The sequence below is a fragment of the Myxococcus sp. CA033 genome, from assembly GCF_013336625.1.
GTDB classification, from domain to species: Bacteria; Myxococcota; Myxococcia; order Myxococcales; family Myxococcaceae; genus Myxococcus; species Myxococcus llanfairpwllgwyngyllgogerychwyrndrobwllllantysiliogogogochensis.
On the sequence record NZ_JABUMU010000038.1, the window covers coordinates 13,731 to 31,595 of the forward strand.

Below are 17,865 nucleotides of genomic sequence, written 5' to 3' on the forward strand. Positions count from 1 at the left end.
CAGTGATTCAGGGGGCGCCGTATCCCCAAGCGATGGCGGCACCGCTCCCCGTGGGGAAGGCGTGGCCGATGAACTTCACGGTGCGCTCGTAGAGGGCTCCGGGCGTCAGCTTGTGAGACAGCTCGGGCACCCTCACCCACGCGCGGAACACATGGGAGCCAGCGCCCTTGCTCACCTCGACGAGCAACGGAGCTCCATCCACGAGCCCCGCGTCGAGCGCAGTCAGCCCCACCAGCTCACCGGAGAAGTCCCGCAGCGACACCGCGCGCCGCTTGTACCCGTCGCCCATGACTTGCAACTCGACGACGTCGTTGGTCACCGAGAGGGAGATGGAGCGCACGAGCGCCACCGGATGGACTGGGAGCGAAGCACCCGAAACGCGCACGAGCGCCGAAGGACCGGGGGCCGTGGTGAGGTAGACGAAGCCGAAGAGTGGATCGACGATGGCTTCGACGGGCACCCACGCACCGGCATCCGTATCGCCGTCGGGAGAGACCTCGACGAACGCGGGTACTCCGGGGTTGAGTCGACGACGGGCGGGGTCGGTGATTCGGTACTCAGTGCCAGTGAAGTCCTGCCCGGGCTCGGCTTCGGCGTTGACGAACTCTTCGGGCTCGCCCGCGACGGACAGCGAGCCAACGTGCGCGGGGATGACCGACATCAGACGGCCACCGGGGCGCCATTGCCCAAGAGCTTGCAACTGAACTCGACGACACCGCCCGGCGTCAGCTTCTCGTCGTAGCTGTTGACGACCATGGGGATGCGCTTGCCCTTGCTGCCAGCGGCGGCGCTCGGGTCGAAGACGAATGTCACGTAGACGGTGGCCCCGGTGTCGCGCGCATCCCGCAACACGGACTGCGGCGCGTCGCCCGTCATGAAGTGGCCGGACAGGTCTGCGCTCGTGTCCTTCAACGTCTGGACGCGCGACTTGTAGCCGGAGCCCCCGAGGTAGTTCGTTTCGGTGAAGTCGCCCGTCTCGCTCAGCGACGCGTCGGTGAGCCCGTCGACGCGGTCAGCAGGCTGCGCGGCATTGGTGTCCGAGCGCACCGAGACGCTATCCAGGTGCGCAGCAACAGGGGATGACATTTGAATCCCTACCGGCTCGGGAAGAGCCTCGAAAGCGTTGCAAGAATCTGGGCCGCGACAGCCTTCCGAAACTTCGCGCGCCCCTTCCGGGCGGGCTTTCGCAGGAAGTGAACGGGCTCTGCGAAGCGCTGTGCGCCCCAGTGGAATCCTTCGTGAATCGCGCCAGCGGCTTCGTGCTCATAGCCAGCCGTCGCGCTGACGCTGGCCTTCTCAGCATTCACCGCAGGGCCATCGACGAACCCCGATGCGCTCAGCGGTGGCTTTCCATCCGTGTCGCGCTTGCCGACGGGGACAAGGGTGCGGCTCGCTTGGAGCACCGTGGATGCATGCTCGCGGGCCAACGGCGCGAGGTCGTCGAGCACGGGCCCTTCGACCTTTCGCAGTTTGTCGAGCAGTCTGAAATCAAGCGCAACCTTGAGTGGCATCTCCCCCTGTAAATGCGTGCGGATTTCGCGAGTGGCTCACGGGCCCCCATCAACAAACGAAGCGTCCACGGTGAAGGTCCACCAGTGGCGGTCACTGCCATCCGTGCCGATGTAGTTCGGGCTCCCCTCGTCGACCTCAATCAGCACATAGGGCGCGATATTCGCGAGATGCAGCACGTCGAGAGCTGCGAGCGCGAGGGCCTGTCCCGCACGGAAGCTCTCGCGGGCCGAGCGCACTCGGACCTGGCAGGTGACGGTTCGGTATGTCTTCCGCCCCCCGAGGTAGCCCAGTGGAGCGTCGCCCCCGGTTTGCAACACGAAGCACGACACGTCCGGCACTGTCGCGTCGTCGTCCTCGAGCGTGGGACCCAGAAACAGGTTGGCCCCAACGCTCAGCCCGAACCCTTCCGCGCCCAGGATGCTCGCGAGGTCGGCGGCAACGTCACGGGCCATTAGAGCCAGACCTTTCGGTAGCGCGTCGTTCCTCCACCATCGACATGCTCGTCAACGGCGGCAGGGCGGCGGGCGTGGTTGATGTCGGAGAGGTCGTCACCCGGGAACCAAAGCCGGTGCCGCAACGTGAGCGGCGCAGCGGTGTAGACGACGAAGGACGCGACGAACTCAGTCCCTTGGGCATCGCGAATCAGCTTGCGGCTTGGCTGAATGCGCGCGGCGGCAATCCGGAAGGGGCCGAGCAACGGCGTCCCCCACGCGTCGCGTCCGATGACTTCGGCATAGCTCACGAGCTGCCGGAAGTGCGCTGCGGGGCCGCTCATCAACTCGCCCTCCACAGGATGTGGGGCGCGACGAGCAGCTCGGCGCGTGGACTCGCAAGCCGCTGGCCTGCCCCTCGCTCCCGGTAGCTTACGGACCAATCCCCGAGGCTCTCGCCGGACACGTCGGAATCACGCCCACGGCCCCGGTAAAGCGCGCAGGCTTCGAGGATGGCGGCTTCCTCGACTTCGGCGGGAAGGGTGACGGGCCCCAGGGACGCGTCTAGCGCCACCTGTCCCGGCGTCACGAAGCCCCCCGTGTACGTCACAGCCAAGGCTCCCGGGTGGCCCTGTCGGGTGTCGACGGTCAGCGTGACGAGCCCGCCCACATGCGCCGTCTCGGGCCACACGCCAGCAAGGCGGTAGAGGAGCCCCCCGGCCGCGAGGTCTCCGGCAACGGTGTAGGCCATCGAGTCAAGCAGCTCGCCCCCCTCCCGGACGCTGATGACCTCGACGAGCGGCGGGCGAGCCAGCAGGACGTAGGGGCGCCCGTAGCTCGCGGGGTACTCCGTCACCGTGGCCCGCTCGAAGGCCCTGACACACAGGGCGGCAATCGCACCGCTCGCGGAACTCACGCAGCGCTCAACGTGGGGGTCGACAGGCACGCCCAGGTCGGCGGCGACAGTCGCGGCAAGGCAGAGGTCAGTAGGACGGGCCATGGAAGGGGCTCAGGAGGGCTTAGGAACGACGAAGCCAGGGCCCCCATGGGTGAGGAGCCCCGGCCCGTCTCGCGCTGCTACGCGGCCGGAATCTCGTCAGGCCCGCCCAGGACAATCAGACTGGACGCGCCGAGCGTGGGAGCTGTACCGCCCGTGAGGGTGGTGGCCTCGACGACCCGCACGTACCGCTTCGCGGTGGACAGGCGGACATTCACACGCGCAACCGCGTTGGGGGCCGTGAGCGGCTCGACTGCGGCACCGGGCAGGTCCGTCCACCCGTTCTGGCCGTCGGTGCTCTCCTGGAGCTTCGCGGCGAGCGACAGGGCCGTCGGAGTGCCCGAAGCAGCTCCCGTCGACGCCGTGAGCACGCAGGAGTCGAAGCCCAGCCGGTCAATGGCTGAGCTGTTGCGAGTCCCAGCGCTCACAGCGGCGGGCACCGTGCCGGGGCGAATGCCAACGAGCACGCCCGCGTCAGTGGAATTGGCGTTCATGGTGGGGCCTCTCAGGTGCCGTAGGTGATGGAGCTGAACGCCTTCGGCTGGCGGACCTTGAAGTCCCCCTTCACGATGGCGCGAATGGTCGTCTCGTCGAACTCGGCCCGCGTGTCGTGCTCCGACAGAATCAGGTCCTCGTCGATTCCGTAGATGAACTGACGCCAGTCGGCCGAGAAGGTGATTCGCGTCGCGGGGACGCGCGTCGTCATGACGAAGGGGAAGCCGCGAATCGTGCCCCGGTCGAGCATCTCCTGGCGGAAGACGAAGATGCCCGCGTTCTGGAGCTGCAACAATGCGGTCGCTCGCGTCGGATGGAGCACCCAGGCCGCGTTGCCCATGCGGACATGCGCGGTCAGCGGCAGTTCCACCGCCTTGTCGATGTCGGCCAGATAGGCCGCGGCTGTGATGCCCGTCGAAGCGAAGGCGTGCGCGGCGTCGAGCTGCGCGAAGAGTCCCTTCGGCATCGCCCCCGCCCCATCGCCGTTGAAGCCCGCGTCGTCGAGTCCATCGGCCACCGTCGCGCGAATGTCCTCACCCACGCCCGCATCACCGACGCCCGGCGTCCGCAGCAAGTCATTGCTGATGTCGGCCAGCACCATGCCCTTGTGCGCCTTGAGCACGACCTTGCCGTACTTGGGTGCGCTCTTCGGCACCGTCTCGCCTTCGCCGACCCAGCGGAATTCGGAAGTGCCCGTCTGCCGCCCCATGTGCAGCTCCCCCTTGAACGTCTGGGTCCGCACGCCGAGCTTGAGCAGGGCCGCTTCGGGCCGAAGGAACTCGATGACCTCGCCGCTCTGCTGGATGGGAACCAGCACGCCGGCCGAGTCGAACTTGCTGAGTTGAACCGCCTTCTGCACGTCCGCATTGCCGAAGCGCTTCGCGGCGTCGACCAACTCGGCAGCGCCCGTGCGTCGCCCCGCCGCGATGACGCTCTTCGCGAACGCCCCCAGATTCTCAGGGCTCGCGTAGACGCTCCCCGGACGCGGCCCCTTCTCCGACTCCGTGCGGCCGGGCGCACCACGAGCTGCGGCGTCCATCAGCTCGCGCGCCACCTCCGGGCCCAGCGCCTTCACCATCTCTGCAACCTGCTCGCGAGTCATTCCTTCACCCCTCGGATGTAGCTCTTGAATGCCTCGACGAAGCTCTTCGCTGCATCGGAGGCGTTGAAACCCTTCGCCTTGTCGTCTTCCTCGTCGTCTGCCTTCGGCGGTTCGGCAGGCGGCTCTTCCGTGTCGGGCTTGCTCTCGGGCGCGGGCTCGGCGGCTTCTTCCGGCTCGGCGTCCTCGTCGTCCGTCGACTTCGCTTCGGCCCGCGCGTCGAGCAGCTCGGCCACGCGCACGGCAATCCGCTCGACGAGGTCTTCGCCCCCCTCCTCGAAGGACTTCGCGCGCACGGCCCGAGCGTTCCCGGGAATCGTCACGACGGAGACTTCGAGCAGCTCCTGTGAATCGCAGTCGTAGCCGCCCCGCTCGTTCTGCCGGTACTGGCCCGGGAGCATGAGGTAGCGGACGGAGACAGCGTTCAGGATGCCCTTTGCGACCTTTCGCTCGACGCGCTTCGCGAACTCGTCTTCGTCGTCGAACTCGACGTCGACCATCAGGGCGTCGCCCTCGATGTAGACGCGCCCCTTGCCGATGGGCAACTGAGGCTCGGCACCCGACGAAGCGGCTTCGGCCCCGTCGTCATGATTGAAGAGCACGACGCCGTTCGCGTTGTAGCCGTCGACGCGCCAGCCCTTCACGTTGAGCCGGTCGGAGTAGCGGTCGAAGTCGCCGTCGCTCGCTCGGAACTTGTAGACGCGTCGACCGCCGATGGACTCGACGGCGTTCAACGTCGCCGCGTCCTTGCGAACGGCGCTCAACCGAAGGGAGCGTGTAATGGGTGCAGGCATTCCCCCTGTAAATGCGTGCGGTTTCCGTGAGTGGCTCAGGTGCCCTTTTCGGCTTCCGCGTTTGCTTCCGCTGAGCTGCCCTCGGCGGGTGTCGGCGTCTGACCTGGCTCGTTGGGCTTCTGGCCCGGCAGCAACTCCGCGAACCCCTGGCGCTCGGGGTGTGGCTTGAAGCCCGCTTCGGTGCGCCACTCGTCGAACGTGAAGGCACTCGGAAGCGTGCCCATCACCCGCAGCCGATGCTCACGGTCGGCGGGTACGGGCGAGTCGTAGGAGAGCAGCACGTCGTCACCGAAGCGCGGCGCAAGACTCTTCTGCATCGACGCCAGGAAGACTTCCGCTCGCGGCTTCGTGGCCTGTTCCGCGAGATGCTCACGCGCGGCGTAGCTCGTCGCCTTGTTGCTGCTCGTCACGTCGCCCACAATCTCCGGAGGCACGCGGTAGACCATCCGCACGAAGTCCATCAGGAAGCGGCGCAACTCGACGAGCTGCATGTCGCGAAACGGCGTGTCGAGCCGAGCGAAGGTTGTCTTGCCGCTCGTAATCATCACCCGCCCGGCGTTGGCGGGGCCCCCGTACTCGCGCGCGAGGCTTTCCTTGAACGCCCTCGCGGGCCCGGCCTGCCCCTCGTTGAATCCCTCAATGGCGATGACCGCGCCCGGAAGCATGTTGTTGAAGAAGGCATTCTTCGTGAAGCGCGCGGCGTGCTCGTCCGTGTCGACCTCGTCACCAAGGGCGTAGGCGATGCCGATGCCGCGGCCGAGCGGGTCTGCCGGGTTCAAGCGCTTCACGTAAATCACGCTCGACGCGGGCAGCGAGAACATGCGCCCACCAGCCGTCACCGTGTACGTGCGCTCGGACTTCGGCTTGCTCAGGTCCGGCAGGGCGAGCACGCAGTCGGGGGGCACCGGCCACAAGCCCACGGGAACGCCTGCCATCTCCTCGACGACGGCGAAGAACTCGCCCGTCAGGTCGTAGTGGAGGCAGAACAGCTTCGCGAAGTCGCGGCCCGTCATGTAGTCGTTGGGGTCCGCGAGCAGCCGTAGCAGCGGATGGTCGGGCAGCTCCGCCGCACCGGCCCCATCGACGAGCGACTTCAACCGCTCGCGGCGCACGTCACCGCAGGCCCGCCGCAGTGACACGTCGACGAGCGCCTTCCGCGTCGTGGGGTCCTGCCGCACGAAGGCGCGCCACGTCACGTCCGCGAAGGCGTCGCCCACCGTGTCGACGATGGTCCCCAGCCACGGCATCTCCGCGTATGCCGCGAGCAGCGCGGGCACCTCTCGGCGTGGTGGGGCCGAAGCCCAACGGCTCAGCTCCAGGCCCGTCCCCTTACGCGTCTCGCGACTCACCGCCGCCTTCATCCGGGTCCAAAAGCCCATCTCAGTCCCACCCCACGCTTGAGGAAGCAATCAGCTCACACGCCCGGTGGAGCCTCTTGCGTGACCATGCCGCCTTGATTCCGGTACTGATTCGCGCGCGCGTCTCTGGGCTGCGCGTTGAGCCTGTACGTCCAGCAGCAGCCGCAGCCACGTGAGCGGGCGACTGCCTTCTCCCTCGCAATGACGCAGCGATCTTTGCGCGCCACTCCTGCGAAAAGGGGCTTCGAGTCTTGCCAGTTCGCGCGAGCGACATTTTCGCCCTCGTCTCGGCCGAGAGCGTTCGCCCCTTACTGGCCTCGCGTAGCTTCTCCCGAGTTGCATCCGAATGGCGCCTCCCTGTGTTAGCGAAGCGCAGCTTTGCGACGTGCTCCTGGGTCAGCTTCCTCCCCTTCATTGAGCGGCTCAGCTTTGCCCTCGACGCAGGTGTCCATGAGTGGCCCGACATTCCGTCACCACCATCTGTCAAATTGGTCAGGCGCCAGCCCAAACCACGCGCTTGAGCTATCCAGAAGCACTCGACACTACAAAGAAGGTCTCGCTCAGCCACCTCCTCAAGAACACGAATTCCGTAATCCAAGCCCAGAGAGCGAAGGCCCCGTATCCAGTTCGCCTTTCTCGTCCTATCGCTCGCGAGAGAACTGGGACGTCCATGCGCCATCGGGCGCCGGAGGCCGTTCGAACTCTTTCCGATGTACCGAACTTCGGAAGTTATCGGGTCCGTCAGCCCGTACACGACAAACCTAGACACAGTAGAACTGCTCCGCGAATACGAGGTCGTGGACGCCCCAGCAGAAGGCATCGGCTCGATCATCTCTACGGCCCGCGATGCCCACGAACTTGCTGAGCTGCTGTTCCAGCTTGGGGAAGGTCCCGACGAACTCGACGCGACCCGCTTCGGCCAAGGCGGACACCGGCTCGGCGCGCTTGCTCTTCGCGCTCGTCGCCCGGACGGGCTTCACGTTGACGCTCACGCCCATTTCGCCCGCGACGGTGCTGATGAGCGTCTCCACCATCTCCCCGCCCGTGTTCACCTCCACCACGAGCGCGTCACAGCCCCATTCGAGATAGGCGCGGATGGCCGTCGTTGCCCACTCACGCGGGCTCGCCCGGCGCGACAGGTCGGCGAGCACTGACACTCTCTTGAGCGACACACCGTCGGCCCCGAAGAGCACGCTCGACTTGCACCCCTCGACGATGATTCCCGTTTCGTCCGAGCCCGTCTCGCTCGTGGGGCTCGGGTCGACGCTGACGATTCTCCGGTCGAGCTGCTGGGCATACTCGTGCGGGTCCGTGTCGACGCGCTTCCACTTCGCCGAGCCGAAGATTGCACCGGGCACGTCCATCAGCAGACGCCCGAGCACCTCTTGCTGACCCCAGCGCGTCCCCGCGAGCGCGCGCATGTTGGCCACCGCCGTAGGCGCCAGGTTGGCCGCGTTGCTCAGCGACGAGCCCGTGCGCAGCACGACGCCCGGCTTGAGTTCCTGAGTCTCCACGTTCGCGAAGAGCAGCTCTTCAATCTTCTTCAGCGGGCGCGGAGTCCCAGTCAGCAGGAGCTGCGGCGGGTCCTCACGTGTGCCGATGCGCAGCACCAGGGGAAGCTGGTCCACCGCCGCCATGTCGTGCTTCCACGAAGCGGGCTCGTCACCCCAACCCCACCCGGCATTCGGCCCGCGCAGCCGGTCAGGCTTGTCCGCCGAGTAGCAGATGGCATAGACGCCGTTGGGCCACGTCACCCTCCGCTTCGACGGCTCATACTTCGGGGTGAACCACGGGGGTGACAGGGCGAGGATGCCGGACGAACCGCGAATCATCGTGTCGCGCACGTCCGCCGCCGTCGGGCCAATCAGCGCCCCGACGCTCTTTGCCTGCCACGCCTTTTTGATGACCCACCGCGCGCCGCACCACGTCTTCCCGAAGCCGCGCCCTGCCATGACGAAGCACGTCGAGAACCTGTCCGGAGGGGTCTGCTCGCGACGCGCCCAGAAGTCGAGGTCGTAGACGAGCAGCTCCACTTCCTTGTCCTCGAGCCCGCCGAACAGCTTCGCGAGCTGCGCCCGGGAGCCGGCCGTCTGGACCATCCGCGACGCGGGCGACTCGTGGGGTGCGAGTCCCTCGGCAAACTTCCCCCAGGCCCCTGTGAGCACGCTACGCATCACTCGCCCCCTTCGTTGCTGGGCTGCGGGGGCGTGGTGCCATCGGTGGGCGCGGGCAGTTCGTCGGGGAGGAACTTCCCCAGCCGGTCAATCAGCAGCTCGCGCAATGCGGCGGTGTCGGCGGACTGGTCCTCGGGGCTCTTCGCCTCGACGTTGTCGCGTCGGCCGTACAGCTCGGGGAACCGACGACTCAGGAGCCACTGGACGTGCTTGGGGTTCGTCGTCGACGCGGCTTGCAAGGTCTCGGTCGCGCCCTGCATGAACTCGGCTTCGGCCCGGTTCACCGCGACGAAGAACTCGCGATAGAGCCCGCGCGGCTCACTCGCGCCACGGTGATACCAGCGCGAGAGGGTCTGTTCGTCGACGCCCACGAGGCCCGAGGCCGCTCGACGAAAGAGGCCCGACCTCAAGTGGTCGCAAATCTGTTTCTGAATCTCAGGGGTGAGTTTGGTTGGACGAGCCACACCATGTAAATGCGTGCGGTTTCTCGAACTTTTTCATGGGTGCGCCCTGCAAAACGCATCACCCCAGCGGTTTTCCGCAAAATTTCTCAAAAGTGGGGCGCTCCGAGCAAGCCAGAATTCGGCCCGCGAAAGGAAATCCGACCCAGGGGCATAGCCCAGGAACAGTTTCACACACGGAGAACATGAATAAACCGACAGAGACTCTCTTGGTTGCAGATCGCCCAATGCATGGAGTGGTGCAGGCCATTAGAGTCGGCGGCGCCGTGAGCATGATTGCTGGCGATGAACGACGGCAGGGTGATCCTGCTGTCCAACGTAAGAGGACAATATGATGCACGCTAAAATCCTCCCCTATTTACTCGGCCTGTGCGTAGCACTGGGAAGCGCGAGCGCCTGGGCCCTCCCGAACGACCGCGACCAGCCCATCCGCATCCAAGCCGACAACGCACATCTCGACGACAAGCTGGGTGTTGCCACCTACACCGGCGACGTGATCATCACCCAGGGGTCGACGATATTCAAAGGCAACACCGTGACAATCACCCGCACCGCCTCCGGTGACATCGACGTGCTCACTTCGGTAGGCAACCTTGCATATTTCGAGCAGCAGCAAAGCCCTGCCAAGCCAGACAAAGTGAAAGGCTGGGCAGTGACTATCCAGTACCAAGCGCGGAAGAGCATGGTGATCCTCACCGACCGCGCCAAGGTGGAGAACGAAGGCAACAGCACTGAAGGCGAGAAGGTCGTCTACAACACCATGACCCAGGTTGCGACCGGCGGGCGTGGTGGCAACGTGACCGCACCGCGTCAGCGCATCGACATGGTGATTCACCCGAAGAAGAAGTCTGAGTAAGTACCTCTAACGAAGAGGCCACGCTGAACACGGTCGCCGTCGAGCAGCAACCATCAACGCCGCCCCACTCGCTCCCGGTCGGCAATCAGCTCGCGCAGCGCCACCAGGGCCCGCACCAGCATCCTGTCGACACGGCTCTTTGGCGCACCCCATGCTTCGGCCACGGAGCGCACCGATTGCGCGGGGCGGTTGATGCCGAAGACACGGGACACCAACTCTCGCGGCTCGGGGGCCAGTCGCCGCACGGCCTCGAAGACGAGGGCTCGTCGCTCAGCCGCCAGCAGCAGCGCTTCGGGAGTCTCTTCGTCGGCATCCCGGCCCGACCTCTCGCCGAGTGCGGATTCCAGCGCATCGACCAACGGGTTGCAGCCCTGAGTACCGTCCGAAAAATGAGACGGTATGTCTATGCACTGGACTCGACTGGCGTTGCTTCCAGTCACAGACGTTGAACGCACGGTGCGGCCCTTGTGAGCCCCGTCGCTCAGGTGAACATCGCTGGCGTGCATGCGCGCGTACTGCTCGCAGGCGGTTCGAGCACGAAAGTATGCGACCTCTCCGAATGACTGCCGGCCCCTCGTCGGGTCGAACTTGTCGACGGTGCGAAGCACGGCCATCACAGCGACCTGTTCGAGATCTTCAGGGGACAGCGTGCCCGCGAACGACAGGCACTTCCCGACGGCGCGGCGGATGACTGGACGCACGGACACGAGCAGCTCGGCCAGCAGGAGTCGCTCAAGCGCGGCATCCCCATCCTCGCGGGCCAGCATGATGCGCGACACGAGGACAGTCTGCTGTGCTGCCTCAGTGGCGTACCCGTAGCGTGCAATGGCCCTCTCAGCGCTGGCCCTGATGCAATTGGGCGCGTGAAACATCCCCGCGCGGGAAGCACGCCCCATGCCGACCCCACCCGATTCACACACAGTCTCAGACACGGTGTTTCAATGCTCTCGCGGTTGGGCTGCGCGTCGACGCCCCATCGGCACGCAGTCGTTCCCCCTGTAAATGCGTGCGACTTCCGCGAGTGGCCCAGCGAGCACGCGCCCAGCAGTGCGTCAACTACGACAGGGGCAAAGGGGGGTACGCGTATATATCCCTAGAACATGCTCACCTCATGCGTGTTCACATCCCCGCTCCTCTTACTCCTACATGTTCTTTGGCTTAGGGAGTTATACAGAGGGGTTCTGCCGGCTTGATGCTTGCCAGCGCGAAGAAAAATTCGCCGCGTGAGCCACCGCAAAAATCCGCACTCATTTACGCAGGGTGACCACTTCACCTTCAGTCGCCTCTGCCGCCCGCCACGGCGCCCCCGTGCGAGTCGCGCTCTATGAAAACGCCCAGGACAACACCCCCAAGGGAGTCGACCTGTCCTGGCCCGAGCTGTCAGCAAAGCTCGTCGTCCATCGTCGCAGTCAGTGCCCCACGTCGCCCTGCGTCCGTGGCTGCCCAGCGAAGAACGGCCCCGCCTGGAGCCCTGTCGACATCGTCGAGCGTCGGCGAAGTGAGAACGTGCGCGCCGTCACGGTGGGCGTGTTCGACCTGGACCACCTCAACGCGCAGCAGCTCTCGTTCCTCGACTCTGTCGAGCGCAACGGACTGGCGTACGCCCTTCACTCGACGCACAGCAACCGCCCCCCCGACGACTACTGCCTGCGGCTGGTCATGCCGCTGTCACGGCCCGTGCTCCCGCGTGAATGGCCCTCCGTGCGCGAGGCCGCAATCCGCATGCTCGGACTCCCCGCCGACCCGGCAACGAAGGACCTGGCTCGCATCTACTACCTGCCCGACGCCCCCACGAGTGCCGAGCCGTTCGCCCTCAGTGGCGAAGGGGCGCCCCTCGACGTCGACGCGTTGCTCGAAATGTCCCGGTCGGGGCTGCCTGCGCATGCCAATTTGTCCGCGCCTGTCGGGGCTCCCGCCGACCTCTACGAGCTGCGGGCCCTCCTGCGACGCATCCGGAAGCCCGAGCACGTCGCCATCGTGCGCCGAGCCCTTGCCGGTGAGCCCCTGGCCCCCGTTGGCGAGCAAGACATGACGCTGAACGCCCTCATGTCGTGCGCGGCATTCGTCCTGCCGCTCAGCACGCCCGAATCGGCCATCGTCGAACTGTTCCGCGCGTCCTTCGCGGCCACGGACTGGAAAGAGGGGACGGAGCACCTGTGCGAGCAGGCCGTGTTGAAGCTGCGGCGGCACCGCGACCGTCGCCGAGCCCGTGATGCCGGTCGGCTCGCGGAGAACGAAGCCATATGGAAGTCACTTGGCGGCGAGGCTCCGGAGGCCCCCTCACAGGACGCACCCGGCCGGGAGGAAGATGCCCCCAATCCCGACGACTGGATGCACAAGCTCGCGCTGGACACGGGCAAGGATGGCGCACAGCGAATCCGCAACAGCGAGGCGAACGTCTTCGCGGTGTTGCTCAACTCCCCCGAGTGGCGTGGCGTCTTCCGCTTCAACGAAAGCACCAAGCAGCTTGAGATTGAGGGCGGGCCGCTCGGAATCAATCCGGACCTGGAGACGCTGGACGTCCTCGTCGCCAACTGGATTCAGCAAAGCAGCTATGGCCAGCTCGGCTTGCGTCCCAAGGCGCTGACCGTCTCGCAGCAGATTCTCGGCGTGGCGAAGCGCAACAGCTACGACCCCGTCGCCGAGTACCTCGGGGGACTCGTCTGGGACGGCAAGCCGCGGCTCGACGAGCTGCTCGTGACGTACTTCGGTGCGAAGGGGGAGCCCGGTTACCTGCGGGCCGTCGGGTCGAAGTTCGCCATCTCCGCCGTCGTCCGCGCCCTCCAGCCCGGGAGCAAGGTCGACACCGTCATGATTCTTGAGGGCCCCCAGGGTCTTCGGAAGTCGACCGCGTTCCGCATCCTCGGAGGGCGCTACTTCACCGACGCGTACATCGACGTGACGAACAAGGACAGTGCGATGCTGGCCTCTCAGTATTGGCTCATCGAACTGGCCGAGCTGACCACCTTCCGGAAGTCGGAAGACCAAGCCCTCAAGGCGTTCCTCACCAGGACGGAAGACACCTACCGGCCGCCCTACGGACGCACCAACGTGAAGTCCCCGCGTCGCTGCGTGTTCGTGGGGACGACCAACGAGGACGACTACCTGCGGGACCCGACGGGCCATCGGCGCTTCTGGCCGGTGAAGTGCAGCCACATCGACACGGAGGCCCTCACGCGCGACCGTGACCAAATCTGGGCCGAAGCCGTCGTGCGCTTCCGGCAGGGTGAGTCGTGGTGGCTCACGTCCGAGGAAGCAGCGGGCGCCGAGCAACAGGCCGCCCTGCGTGCCGAGAACTCCGGAGACAGCCGCAAGGAAGTCATTCTGAAGTGGATCCTGGAGATGCCCGCCGACAAGCGCCCCAACGACGTCACGATTCTTCACGTCGGAGTCGAAGCGTTCTCCCTTCACCCCGCCCAGGTCGACCCGCGCATCTCCAGGGAGATCGGCGCGGCCCTCAAGGCGTTGCACTTCACCCGAGGCCAGCGCCGGATGGGGGACGGGACACGGCCTCTCGTCTACTACCTACCGGACGAACTGAAGAACGCTCCTGCCGAAAGGCGCGGGGAGCGGCATGGGGCTCCCTAGGGGCTGTCCATAGGTAGTTCGACAAATGGGCACCGAGGCAACACAGTCGGGGACTACAGTGACTGCACCTGAGTCCTGCACGCATTGAGCAGGCTCGGCCCCCGGTGTGTTTCAGGGTGAGCTGTAGACTCGCCCCTTGAGCCTCCAAAGAGGAGGGGTACTTCCGAAGCTCATGGCCTATCGCGAACAAGTTGCTCTGCCCAACGTACCGGCCGCCCGCTGGCGCTGGGTGGGGCGACTATTGAGCAGACTAGTACCCAAAGGGCCAATGACTGCCCAGGCGCAGGACGACCTACTTTGGAGGTAGCCGTATCCCTCGCATGAAGGAACTGAAATGACCGCTAGCCACAACGCCGCTGCCGAGAAATTCCTAACCCTGGCCAATGCCGACAAGCAGGGCACTCAGGTGTACATGCAGGTCCATCAGATGTTCACCCAGCGCTTCGAGCAGGCCAAGGTGCCGCCGTCGAAAAACCAGGTCCTCGACAGCTACCGGGCCCAGGCTGACGCCGCCCTGGACAACGCCATTGGCTGGAAGAAAATCAAGCCGAAGATGGTCGACCTGTACACGGCGACCTTCACCGAGGACGAGCTGAGTGAGTTGATCAAGTTCTACGAGTCGCCGCTGGGCAAAAAAGTTCTGAGAGAGATGCCCAAAGTCACTCAGCAGTCGGCCCAGCTTACTCAACAGAGCCTCGAACCCGCCGTCCCGGTGGTTAACAAGCTGCTCGAAAATATGGCCAAGGAACTCGGCCCGAACGCCGATTAGGGGCTGTCTTTTGTTGGCGTGAGCCACTCGCGGAATCCGCACGCATTTACGTGGGGTGACGCTCACCATTGAAGACTCCCACCGCGCCCACTCAGTCATTGCCGGAGTCATCCAGCGCTTGAGCGTGTCCCAGCTCAAGAAACACAAGCTGTGCCCCCGTGCTTGGTACTTCGCCAAGGTGTTGCGGTTGCCCGAGCCGAGCACGGGGGCACAGCAGGTCGGCACCGAGGGGCACGCCCAGCTTGAGCACTACCTGTCGACGGGGGATGACGTGCTCGGTGCGTTCGCGAAGGCGGGTGCCCACCTGCTGCCCACTCCCGGCCCTGACCTGCTCGTCGAACAGCCCCTCGACGGTGCTCCGCCACTGACGGCGGGCGGCATCCCTTTCACCGGCTTCATCGACCTCGTCGACGCGCGGCAGCTCGCCTCCGACGGAGTGCTGCGAATCACCGACCACAAGTTCACCAGCAACATCGCGAGCAACGCCGCGACGCCCGAGCAGCTCGCCGATGCCAACACGGAACCCGGCCTGCAAATGGTCGGCTATGCCGCGTGGGCACTCAGCCAGGTCGACCGCTTCCCGGGCGTGCGCGAGCTGGAGCTGGAGCACCTCTACTACCAGACCCGAGGCCAGCGCCTTGCCGCGTCCGTCCTCGCCTCCGTGCCCGCCGAGCACATCGCGCGCGAGTGGCGGACCAAGGTCGAGCCCCAGGTCGAAGCAATGAAGGTGCACGCGCAAGCCGCCCGCGCTTCCGACGTGCCCGCGAACTACGGCCCCGCCTGCACCAAGTACGGCGGGTGTCCGTTCATGGCGAAGTGCCTCACAGGAGAGACCAAGACGATGTCCCTGCGTGACAAGCTGCTCAGCAAGCCTTCCGAATCCGTCCCCACCACCGTCGCCGCGGTTGACCTGCCCGCCGTCCTGCCCCCCGACGCGCCGCAGCCCGCGCCTGTGCAGATGGCCCCCGAGGTCGCCGAGCAGCCCGCGCCGAAGCGACGAGGGCGCCCGCGCAAGGCTCCCGAGCCCGAGCAACTCGACCCCAAGAGTGACCTTCGCGTCCTCTTCGTCGACTGCGTGCCGACCAAGCACGACGGGCCGCGTCCCGAGTCCCTCACGGGCTACGTCGACGACATGCACCACAAGGTCGCCCAGGCTGGCGGCGTCGACGATGTGCGCTTCGCGGGCTCCGACTCCCCGCTCGGGTTCGGGAAGTGGCGTGGCGCGCTCGCGATGGCGGCACGTGCCGAGCTGCCCCCTCCCGGCATCTACACCGCGCTCGGGGTCGCCCAGTCGGAGTTGATGCAGGTCATCGTCGAGGCCCTCGAACCGGCTTTCGACGTGGTTGTTCGCGGCGTTCGCTGATCACAGGCGGGGCGCCAGCTCTCTCCAGCATGAAACTCCTCCACCGGCTCAACCCGGGTGCGGCGATTTCCGCTGAGCGCCCCGTCACCGTTGCGCCCGTCGCCCTTGCGAAACTCACGGGCGACCGCGCAACCATCGCGAAGGGACAGCCCGTTGGCTGGTCTCCGGACCTCGCGCGGGTTCTCGGACTTCCACGTCGGGACCTTGCGCGCGTTTACGGTGACAGTGACTTCGCCACGCTGGAAGCCTCGCTGCGCGCGCCGCCCGAGGCTCGTTGCACCTGCCGGACACTCGGGAAGCGGTGCCCGTCCTCGTTGCTCCCCATCCAGCGCCTTGCCCTCCTGGAAGCCGCGCGCACGGGTGGCGGGCTCTTCCCCATTGGCGTGGGACACGGGAAGACGCTGATTGACCTGACGCTTCCGCTCGTGATGCCCGAGTGCAAGGTTGCCGTGTTGCTCTTGCCCTCGAACCTCCGCGCGCAGCTCATCGACGTTGACTGGCACTACTACGGCGGGCACTGGCGCTTGCCCAACCTCGCAGGCGGCAGGTGGTTCCGACCTGGCTTGCCCGTCCTCCACGTCATCACCTACGAGAAGTTCTCGACCCAGGAAGGCACTGACCTCCTGACGCGAATCCGGCCGGACCTCATCGTCTGCGACGAGGCCCACAAGCTGAAGGACCGGAAGAGCGCGCGCACGGGCCGGTTCCTTCGCTACTTGGAACAGCACCCCGAAACGCGTCTCGTGGCCCAGTCGGGCACGCTGGCGACGAGAACGGTCAAGGACTACGCCCACCTCGCGGAGTACGCGCTACGCGACGGGAGCCCGCTCCCACTCAAGCACCACGTCGTCGAGGAGTGGGCCGCGGCATTGGACCCCGGCCATGCCGTTGCGCCTCCGGGCGAGCTGCTCAAGCTCGTTGACCCGTCCCACCCTCTCGCCGCACTGGATGGGGAGAACGAAGCCGAACGCGAGCGCCGTCGGGTGCGCGACGCGTATCGACGCTGGCGCAATGCAACGCCCGGTGTTGTGGCCACCGACGAGAGCGCCGTCGGCATGCCACTGGTCATCCGCACGCGCGACCCGGGCAAGGTCCCCGACGAACTGCTCGCCCACATTCAAACGGCGCTCGGTGGGCAACGCCCCGACGGCGAGGAGTTCGTCGACGAGCTGCAACGGGTGGTCTGCGCGCGTCAGCTCGCGAGCGGCTTCTTCCATCGCTGGCGATACCCGGCCATTCAGGGCATGCCGCAGGACCCGGAGCTGATTCTTCGCTGGTTCTCACGCCGACAGGAATTCAACCGGGAGCTGCGCGAGCGCCTCAAGCGCCCCTCCGAGCATCTCGACTCCCCGGGGCTCCTCGTGCGTGCCGCGATTCGCGCCCACCAGTCCCCGCCCTATGACGGCGAGCTGCCCACGTGGCGCGCGGCGTCCTGGCCCACCTGGGGCGAGATTCACAAGCGCGTCGTCCACGTCACGGAAGCCGTGTGGCTGTCCGACTTCATCGTGAACGACGCGGCGAAGTGGGCGCTGCGCAAGGGGCAATCGGGAATCGTGTGGGTAGAGTTCCCGGAGCTGGGCGAGCGCATCGCGAAGGCGGCGGGCGTGCCCTTCTACGGCGGTGGTCCGGAAGCGTCGGCGACCATCATCCGGGAGAGTGGGAAGCGCTCCATCGTCGCGTCTTTGCGCGCCCACGGCACAGGGAAGAACCTGACGATGTTCTCGCGGATGCTGTTCGTGAATCCGCCAGCGGATGGGGCCGCGTGGGAACAGGCCATCGGCCGGTGCCACCGACAAGGGCAGCTCGCCGACGAAGTCGAGGTGGAGCTGTACCAGCACACCTACGAGCTAATCGGGGCCTTCGAGAAGGCCCGCGACTTCGCCCGCTTCATCGAACAGACGGAGGGCACACAGCAGAAGCTTTGCTTCGCGAGTTACGACTCTCACTAGTCATTGCCACTATTCTGGC

Annotated in this window: 19 protein-coding genes; 5 read left to right on the plus strand and 14 right to left on the minus strand. The window is 66.1% G+C overall.

Translation table 11 applies throughout. The features are described 5' to 3' along the window. Positions 1 to 7 precede the first annotated feature (7 nt). The 13 genes from HUA78_RS44125 to HUA78_RS44185 form a co-directional block, all read right to left on the minus strand. Complete coding sequence (locus HUA78_RS44125) at positions 8 to 661, minus strand: hypothetical protein (RefSeq protein ID WP_174478945.1); 654 nt, start codon at positions 659 to 661, stop codon at positions 8 to 10. Beyond that, on the minus strand, positions 661 to 1,086 hold the full coding sequence (locus tag HUA78_RS44130; protein WP_174478946.1) for a phage tail tube protein: 426 nt from the start codon (positions 1,084 to 1,086) through the stop codon (positions 661 to 663). Before HUA78_RS44130 ends, HUA78_RS44125 begins: the two co-directional genes overlap by 1 nt. An 8-nt stretch (positions 1,087 to 1,094) precedes the next feature. Then, positions 1,095 to 1,511 (minus strand): hypothetical protein, encoded by a 417-nt coding sequence (locus HUA78_RS44135; RefSeq protein ID WP_174478947.1) that lies wholly within the window; start codon positions 1,509 to 1,511, stop codon positions 1,095 to 1,097. Positions 1,512 to 1,547: 36 nt separating this feature from the next. Next, on the minus strand, positions 1,548 to 1,964 hold the full coding sequence (locus tag HUA78_RS44140; protein WP_174478948.1) for a minor capsid protein: 417 nt from the start codon (positions 1,962 to 1,964) through the stop codon (positions 1,548 to 1,550). Next, the gene (locus HUA78_RS44145; protein ID WP_174478256.1) at positions 1,964 to 2,287 is read right to left on the minus strand and encodes a hypothetical protein; all 324 of its coding nucleotides are present in this window, start codon (positions 2,285 to 2,287) and stop codon (positions 1,964 to 1,966) included. The genes HUA78_RS44140 and HUA78_RS44145 overlap by 1 nt, the downstream gene beginning before the upstream one ends. Further along, on the minus strand, positions 2,287 to 2,859 hold the full coding sequence (locus HUA78_RS44150; RefSeq protein ID WP_371745811.1) for a hypothetical protein: 573 nt from the start codon (positions 2,857 to 2,859) through the stop codon (positions 2,287 to 2,289). Before HUA78_RS44150 ends, HUA78_RS44145 begins: the two co-directional genes overlap by 1 nt. A gap of 161 nt (positions 2,860 to 3,020) precedes the next feature. Then, positions 3,021 to 3,434, minus strand: coding sequence for a hypothetical protein (locus HUA78_RS44155; protein ID WP_174478950.1), 414 nt, complete (start codon positions 3,432 to 3,434; stop codon positions 3,021 to 3,023). 11 nt (positions 3,435 to 3,445) lie between these two features. Next, positions 3,446 to 4,537 (minus strand): phage major capsid protein, encoded by a 1,092-nt coding sequence (locus HUA78_RS44160; RefSeq protein WP_174478951.1) that lies wholly within the window; start codon positions 4,535 to 4,537, stop codon positions 3,446 to 3,448. Further along, complete coding sequence (locus HUA78_RS44165) at positions 4,534 to 5,328, minus strand: HK97 family phage prohead protease (RefSeq protein WP_174478952.1); 795 nt, start codon at positions 5,326 to 5,328, stop codon at positions 4,534 to 4,536. Before HUA78_RS44165 ends, HUA78_RS44160 begins: the two co-directional genes overlap by 4 nt. Positions 5,329 to 5,363: 35 nt before the next feature. Beyond that, positions 5,364 to 6,707, minus strand: coding sequence for a phage portal protein (locus tag HUA78_RS44170; protein WP_174478953.1), 1,344 nt, complete (start codon positions 6,705 to 6,707; stop codon positions 5,364 to 5,366). Between the two features lies 1 nt (position 6,708). Continuing rightward, positions 6,709 to 7,518 (minus strand): NUMOD3 domain-containing DNA-binding protein, encoded by an 810-nt coding sequence (locus HUA78_RS47920; RefSeq protein WP_371745812.1) that lies wholly within the window; start codon positions 7,516 to 7,518, stop codon positions 6,709 to 6,711. Beyond that, positions 7,448 to 8,860: a terminase large subunit domain-containing protein gene (locus HUA78_RS44180; protein ID WP_174478955.1), complete on the minus strand. Its 1,413-nt coding sequence runs from the start codon at positions 8,858 to 8,860 to the stop codon at positions 7,448 to 7,450. Before HUA78_RS44180 ends, HUA78_RS47920 begins: the two co-directional genes overlap by 71 nt. Continuing rightward, positions 8,860 to 9,231 (minus strand): hypothetical protein, encoded by a 372-nt coding sequence (locus tag HUA78_RS44185; protein WP_371745813.1) that lies wholly within the window; start codon positions 9,229 to 9,231, stop codon positions 8,860 to 8,862. Before HUA78_RS44185 ends, HUA78_RS44180 begins: the two co-directional genes overlap by 1 nt. A 421-nt stretch (positions 9,232 to 9,652) precedes the next feature. Here HUA78_RS44185 and lptA point away from each other — a divergent pair, with 421 nt between their 5' ends. Then, entirely contained in the window at positions 9,653 to 10,177 is a 525-nt protein-coding gene (lptA, locus tag HUA78_RS44190; protein ID WP_174464331.1) for a lipopolysaccharide transport periplasmic protein LptA, read from the plus strand. A 53-nt stretch (positions 10,178 to 10,230) separates the two neighbouring features. On the opposite strand, the gene HUA78_RS44195 is transcribed toward lptA, so the two are convergent. Further along, complete coding sequence (locus HUA78_RS44195; RefSeq protein WP_254624234.1) at positions 10,231 to 10,944, minus strand: sigma-70 family RNA polymerase sigma factor; 714 nt, start codon at positions 10,942 to 10,944, stop codon at positions 10,231 to 10,233. A gap of 541 nt (positions 10,945 to 11,485) precedes the next feature. Here HUA78_RS44195 and HUA78_RS44200 point away from each other — a divergent pair. The 4 genes from HUA78_RS44200 (at position 11,486) to HUA78_RS44215 (ending at position 17,846) form a co-directional block, all read left to right on the plus strand. Further along, positions 11,486 to 13,765, plus strand: a complete 2,280-nt coding sequence (locus tag HUA78_RS44200) for a virulence-associated E family protein (RefSeq protein ID WP_174478957.1) — start codon at positions 11,486 to 11,488, stop codon at positions 13,763 to 13,765. 334 nt (positions 13,766 to 14,099) lie between these two features. Beyond that, positions 14,100 to 14,534 carry a DUF2059 domain-containing protein gene (locus tag HUA78_RS44205; RefSeq protein ID WP_174478958.1) on the plus strand — a complete coding sequence of 145 codons (435 nt, stop codon included), beginning with the start codon at positions 14,100 to 14,102 and terminating at the stop codon, positions 14,532 to 14,534. Positions 14,535 to 14,589: 55 nt separating this feature from the next. After that, positions 14,590 to 15,897 (plus strand): PD-(D/E)XK nuclease family protein, encoded by a 1,308-nt coding sequence (locus HUA78_RS44210; RefSeq protein WP_174478959.1) that lies wholly within the window; start codon positions 14,590 to 14,592, stop codon positions 15,895 to 15,897. 29 nt (positions 15,898 to 15,926) lie between these two features. Next, a complete protein-coding gene (locus HUA78_RS44215) occupies positions 15,927 to 17,846 on the plus strand; it encodes a helicase (RefSeq protein WP_174478960.1) in 1,920 nt (639 codons plus the stop codon). Positions 17,847 to 17,865 lie beyond the last annotated feature (19 nt).

Coding starts and splice junctions, on each gene's coding strand:
- HUA78_RS44125 (WP_174478945.1), bottom strand. CDS start 661: ATGTCGGTCATCCCCGCGCACGTTGGCTCGCTGTCCGTCGCGGGCGAG.
- HUA78_RS44130 (WP_174478946.1), bottom strand. CDS start 1,086: ATGTCATCCCCTGTTGCTGCGCACCTGGATAGCGTCTCGGTGCGCTCG.
- HUA78_RS44135 (WP_174478947.1), bottom strand. CDS start 1,511: ATGCCACTCAAGGTTGCGCTTGATTTCAGACTGCTCGACAAACTGCGA.
- HUA78_RS44140 (WP_174478948.1), bottom strand. CDS start 1,964: ATGGCCCGTGACGTTGCCGCCGACCTCGCGAGCATCCTGGGCGCGGAA.
- HUA78_RS44145 (WP_174478256.1), bottom strand. CDS start 2,287: ATGAGCGGCCCCGCAGCGCACTTCCGGCAGCTCGTGAGCTATGCCGAA.
- HUA78_RS44155 (WP_174478950.1), bottom strand. CDS start 3,434: ATGAACGCCAATTCCACTGACGCGGGCGTGCTCGTTGGCATTCGCCCC.
- HUA78_RS44160 (WP_174478951.1), bottom strand. CDS start 4,537: ATGACTCGCGAGCAGGTTGCAGAGATGGTGAAGGCGCTGGGCCCGGAG.
- HUA78_RS44165 (WP_174478952.1), bottom strand. CDS start 5,328: ATGCCTGCACCCATTACACGCTCCCTTCGGTTGAGCGCCGTTCGCAAG.
- HUA78_RS44170 (WP_174478953.1), bottom strand. CDS start 6,707: ATGGGCTTTTGGACCCGGATGAAGGCGGCGGTGAGTCGCGAGACGCGT.
- HUA78_RS47920 (WP_371745812.1), bottom strand. CDS start 7,518: ATGATCGAGCCGATGCCTTCTGCTGGGGCGTCCACGACCTCGTATTCG.
- HUA78_RS44180 (WP_174478955.1), bottom strand. CDS start 8,860: ATGCGTAGCGTGCTCACAGGGGCCTGGGGGAAGTTTGCCGAGGGACTC.
- lptA (WP_174464331.1), top strand. CDS start 9,653: ATGATGCACGCTAAAATCCTCCCCTATTTACTCGGCCTGTGCGTAGCA.
- HUA78_RS44195 (WP_254624234.1), bottom strand. CDS start 10,944: ATGCTGGCCCGCGAGGATGGGGATGCCGCGCTTGAGCGACTCCTGCTG.
- HUA78_RS44205 (WP_174478958.1), top strand. CDS start 14,100: ATGACCGCTAGCCACAACGCCGCTGCCGAGAAATTCCTAACCCTGGCC.
- HUA78_RS44215 (WP_174478960.1), top strand. CDS start 15,927: ATGAAACTCCTCCACCGGCTCAACCCGGGTGCGGCGATTTCCGCTGAG.